Below are 11,959 nucleotides of genomic sequence, written 5' to 3' on the forward strand. Positions count from 1 at the left end.
GATGATTTCTTCTTCTGCGATCTCTGCGCGTCTTCTGCGACTTCTGCGTTTGGGAGTTCACGAAGCGGCGCGCGAGCGCCGCGCACACTCAGCCGAGCGTGGACAGACGGTCCTTGACCACCATCGAGCCGTCCTCGCGGGTCTCGATGAAGCCGCGGTCTTCCAGGTCCTTCATCACGCGGCTGACCATCTCGCGCGACGCGCCGACCATCTTGGCGATGTCCTGGCGGGAAATGCGCTCGCGGATGATCGTGTTGCCTTCGCGGTCGGGTTGCGCGAATTCGAGCAGCGCACGCGCGACGCGGCCGTACACGTCCATGAGCGCCAGCGACTCGATCTTGCGGTCGGCATTGCGCAGGCGCTGCACCAGCCCCTTCATGATGGCGTAGGCCATCGAGCTGTTCTCCGGCAGGCAGCGCGCGAACTCCGCGCGGCCCAGGGCCAGCATGTCGGTCTGCACTTCGGCGCGCACCGTCGCCGAATGCGGCTCGTTGTCGATGAGGCTCATCTCGCCGATGTAGTCGCCGGGATTGAGCGTCGCCAGGATGACCTCGCGGCCGCGCTTGTCGGAGGTGACGACCCGCACGCGGCCCGTGAGGATGATGAAGAGCGTGTTGGACTTCTCGCCCTGTTCCACCACCGTCTCGCCCCGCTTGAAGCGGCGCTTCGCCACCGCATCGGCCACGGCTTCGGCCTGGTTGGCTGTGAGCAGCGCGAACAGCGGCACGCGCCGGATCAGCTCCAGGTTCGACAGCATCGACATCGAGTCCCCTCCAACGTGGTGCCCACCGATGGGTACCTACAATCAGCGGCATTGAGAAAGCCAAGTCATCGAAGCGCTCGTCTCGCTTGATACTTGCCCTGCCGCCCCGAACTGTACCCGACCTGTGGTGTGCATGACACAGGATTCGCCACTATGACCAGCCCCCGCCACGCCCAAGTCCTGATCCTCGGTTCCGGCCCCGCCGGCTACACCGCCGCCGTCTACGCCGCCCGCGCCAACCTCAAGCCCCTCCTGATCACCGGCATCGCCCAGGGCGGCCAGTTGATGACGACCACGGAGGTGGACAACTGGCCCGCCGACGTGCACGGCGTGCAGGGGCCGGACCTGATGCAGCGCTTCCTGGAACACGCGGAACGCTTCAAGACCGAGATCGTGTTCGACCACATCAACAAGGTCGACTTCAGCAAGCGCCCGTTCACGCTCACCGGCGACAGCGGCACGTACACCTGCGACGCGCTGATCATCGCCACCGGCGCGTCGGCCAAGTACCTGGGCATCCCGTCCGAGCAGCACTTCATGGGCAAGGGCGTGAGCGCCTGCGCCACCTGCGACGGCTTCTTCTACCGCGAGCAGGTCACCTGCGTCATCGGCGGCGGCAACACCGCCGTGGAGGAGGCGCTGTACCTGTCCAATATCGCCAGCAAGGTCTACCTGATCCACCGCCGCGACAAGTTCCGCGCCGAGCCGATCCTGGTGGACAAGGTGATGGACAAGGTCGCCAGCGGCAAGATCGAGCTGAAGCTGTTCAAGACCGTCGACGAGGTGCTGGGCGACGACACCGGCGTGACCGGCGTGCGCCTGAAGGACACCCGCACCGGCGAAACCGAGGACCTGAAGACGCAGGGCTTCTTCGTCGCCATCGGCCACCACCCCAACACCGACATCTTCCAGGGCCAGCTGGAGATGAAGGACGGCTACATCCTGACCAAGTCCGGCCTGAACGGCTTCGCGACGATGACCAGCATCCCCGGCGTCTTCGCCGCCGGCGACGTCCAGGACCACGTCTACCGCCAGGCCATCACCAGCGCCGGCACCGGCTGCATGGCGGCGCTCGATGCGCAGCGGTTCCTGGAACAGGAGCAGTAACCTCGTCGTTCCCGCGAAGGCGGGACCCCACCGCTTCCGTCTCAGTGGAAGGGAAGCGATAGTTCCCCGCCTCCGCGGGGATGACGGTCAGAGCGACGCAGGATCCACGTTCGCGCCGCAGATCACCAGGCACACGATCTCGTCGGGCTTGGGCACATAGGCGCCGGTTTGCAGCGCCGCCAGCCCCAGCGCCGCGGCTGGTTCGACGGGGATGTGCATCTCGCGCCACAGCCAGCGCTGCGCATCGCGGATGGCCGCGTCGGGCAGCAGCAGCGCGTCCTTCACCCACTTCCGCGTCACGTCCCACGCGATGCCACCGATGCGCTTGGCGCCCAGCGAATCGGCGGCGATGCCGCTGACGGCGACGTCCACCGGCTGGCCGGCTTCGCGGGCGCGGAACAAGGTCGGCGCGAGTTCGGGCTCCAGCGCGACGACGCGCGCGCGGTCCTCGAACCACGCCGCGATGCCGGCGATCAAGCCGCCACCACCGACGCTCACCAGCACGCTGTCCGGCACGCCTTCGTCGTCCTCGATCTCCATCGCGAGCGTGCCGGCGCCGGCCACCACCTCGGGCTGGTCGTAGGCATGCGTGAGCAGCGCCCCGGTCTGCTGCTGGCGCGCGAGGCAGGCTTCCAACGCTTCGGCATACACGTCACCGGTGACGACGACGTCGGCGCCGAGCTCGCGCAGCCGCGCCTGCTTGGCGGGGCTGGAGACGGTCGGCACGAAGACTTCGCAGCGCACGCCGAGCGCACGCGCGGCCGCGGCGGTGGCGATGCCCGCATTGCCGCCCGACGCGACGATCACGCCGGCGGCAGGAATCGGGTTGGCCAGCAGCCGGTGGAACATGCCGCGCGCCTTGAAGCTGCCGGCGACCTGCTGGTGTTCCAGCTTGAGCCAGACCTCGGCGCAGCGCACGCCGAACGCGGACCCGGGCAGCACCCACAAGGGCGTGCGGCGCAGGAAATCGGGGAACGTCGCGAAGCGGCGTGCCGCCTGCTCGATGTCCGACGGCGTCAAGATACAACCTCCGCGCCAGGCGCTGCCCGGCTCACGGCGCCTTCAGGCCCTTGGGCAGCGGGAACTTCATCGTCTCGACCACGCCGTCCATGCGGCGCACCGTCACGCCACCGAGCTCGCGGATGCGGTCGATGACGCGGGTCACCAGGACTTCCGGGGCAGACGCCCCCGCGGTCAGGCCCACGCGTTGCCGGCCCTCGATCCACTCGGCCCGCAACTCGTCGGCGCTGTCGACCATGTGGCTTTCCACGCCCAGCTTGCGCGCCAGCTCCGCGAGGCGGTTGCTGTTGCTGCTGGTGGGGCTGCCGACGACGATGACGACGTCGACCTCGCGCGACAGCAGCTTGACCGCATCCTGGCGGTTCTGCGTCGCGTAGCAGATGTCCTGCTGCTTGGGCTCGCGGATCGCGGGGAAGCGCTTGCGCACCGCGGCGGTGATTTCCGCCGCGTCGTCCACCGACAGCGTGGTCTGCGTGACGACGGCGAGCTTCTCCACCTGCGCCGGCTGCACGTGGGCGACGTCGCCGACGTCCTCGACCAGGTGGATGCCCGACTCGAGCTGGCCCATCGTGCCCTCGACCTCGGGGTGGCCCTTGTGGCCGATCATGATGAATTCGTAGCCTTCGCGCGCGAGCTTGGCGACCTCGACGTGGACCTTGGTCACCAGCGGGCAGGTGGCGTCGAAGATGCTGAAGCCGCGGCGCTGGGCCTCGTCCTGCACCGCCTTGCTGACGCCGTGCGCCGAGAAGACGAGCGTCGAGCCCGGCGGCACTTCCGCCAGGTCCTCGATGAAGATCGCGCCCTTGGCCTTCAGGTCGTTGACGACGTAGGTGTTGTGCACGATCTCGTGCCGCACGTAGATCGGGGCACCGAACTTGGCCAGCGCGCGCTCGACGATCTCGATGGCGCGGTCGACGCCGGCGCAGAAGCCGCGCGGCTCGGCCAGGATGACTTCCTTGGCCAGGTCCATCAGAGCACCCCCACGAGTTGCACCTCGAACGTGACCGGCTGGCCCGCGAGCGGATGGTTGAAGTCGAACAGCACGGCGTCCGGCGCGCCTTCGCGGCCGACCTGCTGCACGGCGCCCGCGTAGCTGCCCAGCCCGTCGGGCGTGGGGAACTGCACGACGTCGCCGGCCTGGTACTGCTCGTCGGGGTCGCCCATCTCGCGCAGCAGCTGGCGCGACACCCACTGGAGCATCTCGGGGTTGCGCGGCCCGAAGGCTTCGCCCGCCGGGATCTCGAACGTCGCGCGGGCGCCCTCTTCCAGGCCCAGCAGGCGCTGTTCGACGGCCGGCGACAGCTCGCCGCTGCCCAGCGTCAGCGTCGCGGGCTTGTCGGCGAAGGTGTTGATGATGTCGCCCTGCGGCCCGGCGAGCCGGTAGTGCAAGGTGAGGAAGGAGCCCGGTTGGACCCGTGGCGCGGGGGAGGAACCCATGGCAGTCTCGAACAACCCGTCATTGTAGGCGGCGCCCCGTCCCCGCCCCGCCAGCGCAGCACAAGCCCCGACGCCCCGATGGCCCTCCTCGACCTGCCCGTCGACGCCCGCCCGCGCGAGAAGCTGCTGGCGCGCGGCCCGGCGGCCCTGTCCGACACCGAGCTGCTCGCCATCCTGCTGCGCACCGGCACCGCCGGCCGCGGCGTGTTCGCGCTCGCCGACGACCTGCTCGGGCGCTTCGGCGGCCTCGCCGGCCTCCTGGGCACCGGGCCGCAGGACCTGCGCGTGGTCAAGGGGCTGGGCGGCACCGCCAAGCGGGCCGAACTGGCCGCGGTGCTGGAACTGGCCCGCCGTGCGCTGGCCCAGCAGTTGCGCGCCCGCGAGGTGTTCACGTCGCCCGACACCGTCAAGCACTACCTCCAGTTGCACCTGGGGCGCCAGCCGCACGAAGTCTTCGCCGTCATGTTCCTCGACTCGCAGAACCGGCTGCTGGACCTCGAGGTGCTGTTCCGCGGCACCTTGACGCAGACGTCGGTCTACCCGCGCGAGATCGTCGTGCGCGCCCTGCACCACGAAGCGGCGTCCGTGGTCCTGGCCCACAACCATCCCAGCGGCACGCTGCAGCCGTCGCGCGCCGACGAAGCGCTGACGCACACCGTGAAGGCGGCGCTCGCGCTGGTCGACGTCCGGGTGCTGGACCACATCGTGGTGGCGCCGGGCGGCGCGGCGTCCATGGCCGAGCTCGGACTGCTCTAGCGACGCACGGGGCCTTCCGGCGCCCGGTGAAAATGGGTGCATGGACCACCACGTACCGCTGATTGCGACCATCGCCGCCGGCCTGGGTCTGGCCCTGCTGCTCGGCTTCCTGGCCGCGCGCGTGAAGCTGCCGGCGCTGGTCGGCTACCTGCTGGCGGGCGTCGTGATCGGTCCGTACACGCCGGGCTTCGTCGGCGATGCCGCCATCGCGGCGCAACTGGCCGAGATCGGCGTGATGCTCCTGATGTTCGGCGTCGGCCTGCACTTCTCGCTCGGCGACCTGCTGGCCGTGCGCAAGCTGGCGGTGCCGGGGGCGGTGGTGCAGATGGTGGCGGCGACTGTCCTCGGCGGCGGTCTGGCCCTGTGGTGGGGCTGGTCGCTGGCGGGCGCACTGGTGTTCGGCGTCGCGCTGTCGGTGGCCAGCACGGTGGTCCTGCTGCGGGCCCTGGAAAGCCAGGGCACGCTGGACAGCTTCAACGGCCGCGCCGCCGTCGGCTGGCTGGTCGTCGAGGACCTCGCGATGGTGCTGGTGCTGGTGCTGTTGCCGCCGCTGGCCGGCATCATCGCGCCGCAGGCAGGCACCGTCGTCGACGCGTCGATCTGGCGCACGGTGGGCGTCACGGTGGCGGAGGTCAGCCTGTTCGTCGTCCTGATGCTGGTGGTCGGCCGCCGCGTGTTCCCCTGGCTGCTGTGGCAGGTGCAGCGGGTCGGCTCGCGCGAGCTGTTCACGCTGTGCGTCGTGGCCGCGGCGATCAGCATGGCCTGGGGCGCGACCAAGCTGTTCGGCGTGTCGTTCGCGCTCGGCGCCTTCTTCGCCGGCATGGTGCTGCGCGAATCCGAGTTCAGCCACCGTGCGGCCGAGGAGTCGCTGCCGCTGCGCGATGCGTTCGCGGTGCTGTTCTTCGTCTCGGTGGGCATGCTGTTCGACCCCAGCGTGCTGCTGCGCCAGCCGCTGCAGGCGCTGGCCGTCGTCGCCGTCATCGTGCTGGGCAAGTCGATCGCCGCGGCGGTCGTGGTGCTCGCGCTGCGCTACCCGCTGCACACCGCGCTGTCGATCTCGGCCAGCCTGGCCCAGATCGGCGAGTTCTCCTTCATCCTGGCCGGCGTCGGCGTCTCCCTGGGCGTGCTGCCGGGCGAAGGCCAGAGCCTGATCGTCGCCGGCGCCATCGTGTCCATCGCGCTGAACCCGATCGTCTTCAAGGCCGTGGCGCCGCTGCAGCGCTTCCTGCTCGCGCGCTCCGCCCTCGCGCGGCAGCTGCAGTCGCGTGCCGACCCGCTGGCGGAACTTCCCATGGCGACCCACGAGCGCTACCTCGCCAAGCAGGTCGTCCTGGTGGGCCACGGCCGCGTCGGCAGCGAGATCGCCGCCGCCCTGCGCGCCGCCGGCCTGCCCTACGTGGTGGCGGAGCAGAACCGCGAAATCGTCGAACGGCTGCGTGCCGAAGGAATCCCCGCCGTCGCCGGCGATGCCGCCGAGCCCGAGGTGCTGGTGCAGTCGCACATCGCGCGCGCCCGCATGCTGGTGATCGCCACCGACGACACGCTGGGCGTGCGCCGCATGGCGACCACCGCCCGCGTGCTCAATCCATCCATCGAGATCATCGTGCGCGGCGACAACGCCGACGAGGCGCGCCGCCTCGAGCAGGAACTCTCCGGCCGCGTCTTCCTGGCCGAGCGCGAACTGGCCAGCGCGATGGGCCGCTACGTGGTGGAGCGCTGCGCCCTGTGAAGTCCAAGTCGCTGCAGGACCTGCAGCAGATCCGCCGCCAGCTGGTGGAACGGCAGGAACGGGAAGCCCGCGAGAAGGCGGCGCGCGAAGCCGAGGAGCGCCGGCGCGAAGCCGAGCGCACGCTGTTCCAGCGCAGCGTCGGCGCCGTCGAGCCCTTGCGCCATGGCCCGCGGGTGCCGCTCGCCGGCGACCTGCCGCTGCCCATCCCGGTGCAGCAGCAGCTGGACGAGCAGCGCGTGCTGCACGAGTCGCTCAGCGACGAGTTCGACGCCAGCACGCTGCTGGACGTCGACGACGCGCTCAGCTTCCGCCGCCCCGGCGTCGGCCTGGACGTCACGCGCAAGCTGCGCAAGGGGCACTGGAGCATCCAGCGCGAGATCGACCTGCACGGCCTGCGCGTGGAGGACGCCCGCGAGGCGCTGGCCGACTTCATGCGCGAAGCGCACAAGGCCGGCGTGCGCTGCGTGCGCGTGGTGCATGGCAAGGGCCTCGGCTCGCCCGGCAAGACGCCCGTCCTCAAGGGCAAGGTGCACGGCTGGCTGGTGCAGAAGAAGGAAGTGCTGGCCTTCGTGCAGGCGCGCGGCGACGAAGGCGGGGCCGGCGCGCTCGTCGTGCTTCTGCGCCCGTCCTAAGCCCCGGCCCGGTTGCGCATCCAGTCGGCGGTCTGGAAGAACGAGTCGTTGAGGCGGCGGCGCAGGTCGGCGTCGATGCCGACGTCGCCCATCGCTTCGTCCATGCACGCGAGCCACTGGTCGCGCTCCAGCACGCCGATCGAGAACGGCATGTGCCGCATGCGCAGGCGCGGGTGGCCGAACCGGTCCGTGTAGTGCGCCGGCCCGCCGAGCCAGCCGCACAGGAACCAGAACAGCTTCTCGCGCGCGCTTTCCAGCGTGGTGCCGTGCGCGGCGCGCAGCGCGGCGTACTTCGGCTCCAGGTCCATGAGGTCGTAGAAACGCTCGACCAGGTCCTTCACCTTCCCCTCGCCGCCGATCCACTCGAAGGGGGTGGCGAACGGCGGCTTGTCCTGCGGGTCCTGCATGCACTCATTGTCGCAGCCGAAAGCCATGCGGCGCTGGCGCGCCTGGCCAGCTTCGAGCGCAGAGGACGCAGAGCAAGCGCAGAGGTCGCAGAGAGAACTTGAAAAGGGTCTTTCCTCTGCGTTCTCTGCGACCTCTGCGTTGAAAGCTTTTTCTCAGTCGCTCATTCGGCAGCGCGCCGCAAAGTCTCCACCACCGGCCGCTGCAGCACCTCGCGCAAGCCCCACCAGCCGGCCGCCAGCGCGAGCGCGGCGCCGCAGAGGGCGCCGACGATCGGCACGAACGGGGATGCGGTCCACTGGAACTCGAACACGTAGCGGGCGAGCCCCCACCCGACCAGCGAGGCGACGCTGCTGGCGAGGAAGCCGGCGAGCAGGCCGACGCCGGCGAGTTCGGCGCGCTGCACCTGCCGCAGCAGCGACGCGCGCGCGCCGACGGCACGCATGATCGCGAACTCGCGCGCGCGCTCCTCGCGAGTCGCGGTGACGGCGGCGAACAGCACGACGACGCCCGCTGCGAGCGTGAAGCCGAACAGGAACTCCACCGCCCGCACCACCTTGTCCAGCACCGACTGCACCTGGTCCAGCGTGCTGGTCATGTCGACGTTGGTCACGTTCGGGAAGCGCCGCACCAGCTGGTTGTCGAAGCCGGGCCGCTGCGGCGCGCGGAACGCGGTCATGTACGTGGACGGCACGTCGGGCAGCTCGCTGACCGGGAACATGACGAAGAAGTTCGCCCGCATCGAGCCCCAGTCCACCTTGCGCAGCGACGTGATGCGCCCCTGCAGCGGCAGGCCGCCGATGTCGAACTGCAGCTGGTCGCCGAGCTTCAGGCCCAGCGTGGCGGCGATGCCTTCCTCCACGCTCACGGCGCCCTTCTCCTCGGGCACCCACTGGCCCGCGACGACCTGGTTGTGCGTCGGCTGCGCTGCCGCATGCGACAGGTTGAACTCGCGGTCCACCAGCCGCTTGGCGCGATCCTCGGTGAAATCGTCGGGACCGATCGCCTTGCCGTTCACGGCGACCAGCCGCCCGCGAATCATCGGGAACCAGTCGTAGCGCTTGACGCCGCCGGCGCGCAAGGCGTCCTGGAATTCCTGCGCCTGCTCGGGCATCACGTTGATCACGAAGCGGTTGGGCGCATCGGGCGGCGTCGCGCGCCGCCAGCTGTCCACGAGGTCCGTACGCAGCAACACCAGCAGCGCCAGCGCGAGCAGGCCGACCGCCAGCGAACTCGCCTGCACCACCGTGTACACCGGCCGCGCGGACACCTGCCGCGTCGCCAGCACGAGCCAGCGCGGCGCGGTGGCCTCGTTGACGACCGCGCGCAGCAGCTTCACCGCCGCCCAGCTCAACGCCGCGAAGACCAGCACCGCGCCCGCGAAGCCGCCCACGGCGATGCCGCCCAGCTTCAGGTCGCTGCTCGCAGCCAGCAAGAGTGCGGCGAAACCCGCCACGCCGACGACCAGCACCAGCGCCGACGCGGGCTTGAGGTTGCCGACGTCGCGGCGGATCACGCGCAGCGGCGGCACCTGCGCCAGCTGCAGCACCGGCGGCAGGCCGAAGGCGAACAGCAGCGTGAAGCCCATGCCGACACCCAGCGCCACCGGCCACGGCCCCGGCGGCGGCAACGAGGTCTCGACCAGCCCCGACAGCAGCAGCACGAACACGAAGTGCACCGCGTACCCGGCCACCAGCCCGAGCACGCTCGCTGCCGCGCCGACGGCGCCGAATTCCACCGTGTACGCCCACGCGATCGTGCGCTGCGGCAGGCCCAGCACGCGCAGCATCGCGCAGTCGTCCAGGTGCGCGGCCGCGAAGCCGCGCGCGGCCAGGGCGACCGCGACCGCACTGAGCAACGCCGAGAGCAAGGCCACGAGGTTGAGGAACTTCTCGGCCCGGTCCAGCGTTTGCCGCATCTCCGGCCGCCCGCCTTCCAGCGTTTCGAGCCGCACGCCGCGCACGTCGCCGCGCCCGAGCTGCGCCGCGGACCAGCGCGTGAAGTCGCGCACGCGGGCGTCGGATCCGGCGACGGCGAAGCGGTACGTCAGCCGGCTCGCCGGTTGCACCAGGCGGGTGCGCGGCAGGTCGCTGGCGGCGACCAGCACGCGCGGCGAGAACGCCGCGAAGCCGGTGCCGCGATCCGGTTCGAGCAGCACCACGCGCGTCACGCGCAGTTGCGCATCCCCGAGCAGCAGGGCATCACCGATGCCGATGCCCAGCGCTTCGAGCAGCGAGCGGTCGACCCAGGCTTCGCCCGCAGCGGGGATGGCGCGTGTCGTGGCGCCGGCCGCGCCCGGGACCGTCGCGACGGTGAGGCTGCCACGCAGCGGGTAGCCCGGTTCGACGGCCTTCAGCGCGACCAGCCGGCTGCCGCCACCCTGCGCATCGGTCGCGCGGGCCATCGTGGGGAACACGATGTTGGTGGCTGCCTGCAGGCCCAGCTCGCGCGCGCGCTGCACGAAGGCCGGCGGCGTCGGGTTGTCGCTCACGAGCACGGCGTCGCCGCCGAGCAGCTGGCGCGCATCGCGGGCCAGGCCGCCCTTGAGGCGATCGGCGAAGAAGCCGACGGCGGTCAGCGCCGCGACCGCCAGCGTGACGGCCACCAGCAGCAGGCGCAGTTCGCCGGCGCGCAGGTCGCGCCACAGGGTCCGCAGCCCGAGCCGCCAGGGGGTGTCTTGCATGCGCCGACCTTAGCACCGCCCCTTCCGGCATGCGTTTGCAGAGTCCCATCAGGGTTTGCTCCTGTCGGGTTGGCGCGGCCCGACAGGAGAATCGCGCGATGACCGCTCCCAGGGACCGCGTCCCGCCGCCACCGGACCACGCCCCGTCCCTGCCCGCGAGCTCGCAGGCTCCCGACGGCATCGACGTCCACCTGGTGGCCGAGGAAGTGCGCGGGCCGATCCTGGGCCTGTTCATCGCGGCCTACACGGTGTTCACGGCGCGCGGCTTCTTCTCCTATGCCAAGGTCACGTGGGCCGAACCGCGGTCGTACTGGGAGGCGCGCGACGTGTTGTTCAAGATCGCCCTCGGCCCGCGCGGCAACGCGAAGGACTCGCACGAAGGCGTGTTCCTCGCCGCGGAGGCCCGCCTGGGCCGGCGCACCGCGTTCCAGCCCACGCATCCCGCCGAGCCCTGAGGTCCAACGACGTGCGGACGCTCCCCTGGCCGATGCGTGCTGACGCGCGGCTGAGGCTCAGCCCGCGCGCACCGGGCCGCGCACGAAGGCCATGCCACGTGGCCGGCGCCGCACTTCACGCAGCAGCTTGAGATAGGTCCGCAGCACCTCGCGCTGCGCCGGACCCAGCCGGTGACGCCATGCCGCCCACGCCAGTCGCAAGCGCCCGCGCGGCATCCACGGCTTGTCGCGTCCGGTGAAGTGCACGATGCGCACCGGCCGCCCCTCGCCCGCTGCATGGGGCAGGCGATAGGCGCCGCTGTCCACGTAAGTGTCGACGTGCTCGAAGAACAGGTTGTCCCCCTCGTCCAGGTGCGGACCCGTGCGCGGCCAGTCGGCGTAGAAGGCGTTGACGAGGTCCTGGTCGCCCAGCGCTGCGCGTCCGACCGCTTTCATCTCGTCCGTCGCACATTCGAGCATCGCGGCCATTCGCGCCGGCAGCGTCGCGTCGGGCTCGATCACCATCAGCCCGGAGTTGAGCCGGTTCCAGTCGGGATGCAGGCGCTGCCCCGCCGGCACCGCCGCCATGTGCGGCGCATCGAACAGGTCGTCGACGTCGTCGAGCACGAGCATGTCGCTGTCGAGGTAGACGAGCTTGTCGAAGCCGGCAAGGCCGAACAGCCGCAGCTTGTCGAACGTGTGGTTCCAGTGCTGGTGGCGCTGCGATCGCTGCGTCCATCCCTGTGGCAGCAATGCATCCGCGGGCAAGGGCAGCACGCGGCTGACGCCCTCGCACGCGGCCGCTGCCACGCCGGTCGCTTCCGGCAGGTCGGCGGACAGCGCGACCACGAACGGGACCGTGGTCCCCGTGCGCCGAAGGCTGGCCGCCAGGCAGGCGACGCCCGGCAGGTAGCCGGGCGTGCTCAGGAGCGTGATGTAGGCGTGCATGCGTGTCCCGGGGTTGCCGGGCACTCTAGACGCACGCCGCGCGCG

Annotated in this window: 12 protein-coding genes; 5 read left to right on the plus strand and 7 right to left on the minus strand. The window is 70.8% G+C overall.

Translation table 11 applies throughout. The features are described from left to right. Positions 1 to 88: 88 nt before the first annotated feature. Entirely contained in the window at positions 89 to 763 is a 675-nt protein-coding gene (locus tag I8E28_RS17825; RefSeq protein WP_200789556.1) for a Crp/Fnr family transcriptional regulator, read from the minus strand. A 153-nt stretch (positions 764 to 916) separates the two neighbouring features. Between I8E28_RS17825 and trxB the strand changes: the two genes are divergently transcribed. Further along, on the plus strand, positions 917 to 1,870 hold the full coding sequence (gene trxB / locus I8E28_RS17830) for a thioredoxin-disulfide reductase (protein WP_200789557.1): 954 nt from the start codon (positions 917 to 919) through the stop codon (positions 1,868 to 1,870). 87 nt (positions 1,871 to 1,957) lie between these two features. Here trxB and I8E28_RS17835 read toward each other — a convergent pair whose 3' ends face one another. The 3 genes from I8E28_RS17835 to I8E28_RS17845 are packed head-to-tail and all read right to left on the minus strand — an operon-like array spanning position 1,958 to position 4,327. Continuing rightward, on the minus strand, positions 1,958 to 2,893 hold the full coding sequence (locus tag I8E28_RS17835; protein WP_420850244.1) for a threonine/serine dehydratase: 936 nt from the start codon (positions 2,891 to 2,893) through the stop codon (positions 1,958 to 1,960). A gap of 28 nt (positions 2,894 to 2,921) precedes the next feature. Beyond that, positions 2,922 to 3,860 (minus strand): 4-hydroxy-3-methylbut-2-enyl diphosphate reductase, encoded by a 939-nt coding sequence (gene ispH / locus I8E28_RS17840; RefSeq protein ID WP_200789559.1) that lies wholly within the window; start codon positions 3,858 to 3,860, stop codon positions 2,922 to 2,924. Next, positions 3,860 to 4,327 (minus strand): FKBP-type peptidyl-prolyl cis-trans isomerase, encoded by a 468-nt coding sequence (locus tag I8E28_RS17845; protein WP_200789560.1) that lies wholly within the window; start codon positions 4,325 to 4,327, stop codon positions 3,860 to 3,862. Before I8E28_RS17845 ends, ispH begins: the two co-directional genes overlap by 1 nt. A gap of 78 nt (positions 4,328 to 4,405) precedes the next feature. Between I8E28_RS17845 and radC the strand changes: the two genes are divergently transcribed. Genes radC through I8E28_RS20790 form a run of 3 tightly spaced genes read left to right on the plus strand, consistent with a single transcriptional unit; the run spans position 4,406 to position 7,444 of the window. After that, positions 4,406 to 5,083 (plus strand): RadC family protein, encoded by a 678-nt coding sequence (gene radC, locus I8E28_RS17850; protein ID WP_200789561.1) that lies wholly within the window; start codon positions 4,406 to 4,408, stop codon positions 5,081 to 5,083. Positions 5,084 to 5,123: 40 nt separating this feature from the next. Further along, complete coding sequence (locus I8E28_RS20785; protein ID WP_200789562.1) at positions 5,124 to 6,812, plus strand: cation:proton antiporter domain-containing protein; 1,689 nt, start codon at positions 5,124 to 5,126, stop codon at positions 6,810 to 6,812. Beyond that, positions 6,809 to 7,444, plus strand: coding sequence for a Smr/MutS family protein (locus I8E28_RS20790; protein ID WP_200789563.1), 636 nt, complete (start codon positions 6,809 to 6,811; stop codon positions 7,442 to 7,444). Before I8E28_RS20785 ends, I8E28_RS20790 begins: the two co-directional genes overlap by 4 nt. Here I8E28_RS20790 and I8E28_RS17865 read toward each other — a convergent pair. Continuing rightward, positions 7,441 to 7,851, minus strand: a complete 411-nt coding sequence (locus I8E28_RS17865; protein ID WP_200789564.1) for a group II truncated hemoglobin — start codon at positions 7,849 to 7,851, stop codon at positions 7,441 to 7,443. The two genes, I8E28_RS20790 and I8E28_RS17865, sit on opposite strands and share 4 nt — an antisense overlap. 161 nt (positions 7,852 to 8,012) lie before the next feature. Next, the gene (locus I8E28_RS17870) at positions 8,013 to 10,532 is read right to left on the minus strand and encodes an ABC transporter permease (RefSeq protein ID WP_200789565.1); all 2,520 of its coding nucleotides are present in this window, start codon (positions 10,530 to 10,532) and stop codon (positions 8,013 to 8,015) included. 98 nt (positions 10,533 to 10,630) lie between these two features. Between I8E28_RS17870 and I8E28_RS17875 the strand changes: the two genes are divergently transcribed. After that, a complete protein-coding gene (locus tag I8E28_RS17875; protein WP_200789566.1) occupies positions 10,631 to 10,987 on the plus strand; it encodes a hypothetical protein in 357 nt (118 codons plus the stop codon). 57 nt (positions 10,988 to 11,044) lie between these two features. Here I8E28_RS17875 and I8E28_RS17880 read toward each other — a convergent pair whose 3' ends face one another. After that, the gene (locus I8E28_RS17880) at positions 11,045 to 11,914 is read right to left on the minus strand and encodes a glycosyltransferase (RefSeq protein ID WP_200789567.1); all 870 of its coding nucleotides are present in this window, start codon (positions 11,912 to 11,914) and stop codon (positions 11,045 to 11,047) included. Between the last annotated feature and the right edge of the window lie 45 nt (positions 11,915 to 11,959).

Source organism: Ramlibacter algicola, assembly GCF_016641735.1.
Classification (GTDB): domain Bacteria; phylum Pseudomonadota; class Gammaproteobacteria; order Burkholderiales; family Burkholderiaceae_C; genus Ramlibacter; species Ramlibacter algicola.

What these genes read in the sequence shown, in the direction of transcription:
- I8E28_RS17845 (WP_200789560.1), bottom strand. Translation starts at nt 4,327, where the DNA reads ATGGGTTCCTCCCCCGCGCCACGGGTCCAACCGGGCTCCTTCCTCACC.
- I8E28_RS17880 (WP_200789567.1), bottom strand. Translation starts at nt 11,914, where the DNA reads ATGCACGCCTACATCACGCTCCTGAGCACGCCCGGCTACCTGCCGGGC.
- I8E28_RS20785 (WP_200789562.1), top strand. Translation starts at nt 5,124, where the DNA reads ATGGACCACCACGTACCGCTGATTGCGACCATCGCCGCCGGCCTGGGT.
- I8E28_RS17865 (WP_200789564.1), bottom strand. Translation starts at nt 7,851, where the DNA reads ATGCAGGACCCGCAGGACAAGCCGCCGTTCGCCACCCCCTTCGAGTGG.
- trxB (WP_200789557.1), top strand. Translation starts at nt 917, where the DNA reads ATGACCAGCCCCCGCCACGCCCAAGTCCTGATCCTCGGTTCCGGCCCC.
- I8E28_RS17875 (WP_200789566.1), top strand. Translation starts at nt 10,631, where the DNA reads ATGACCGCTCCCAGGGACCGCGTCCCGCCGCCACCGGACCACGCCCCG.
- I8E28_RS17870 (WP_200789565.1), bottom strand. Translation starts at nt 10,532, where the DNA reads ATGCAAGACACCCCCTGGCGGCTCGGGCTGCGGACCCTGTGGCGCGAC.
- radC (WP_200789561.1), top strand. Translation starts at nt 4,406, where the DNA reads ATGGCCCTCCTCGACCTGCCCGTCGACGCCCGCCCGCGCGAGAAGCTG.
- I8E28_RS17825 (WP_200789556.1), bottom strand. Translation starts at nt 763, where the DNA reads ATGTCGATGCTGTCGAACCTGGAGCTGATCCGGCGCGTGCCGCTGTTC.
- ispH (WP_200789559.1), bottom strand. Translation starts at nt 3,860, where the DNA reads ATGGACCTGGCCAAGGAAGTCATCCTGGCCGAGCCGCGCGGCTTCTGC.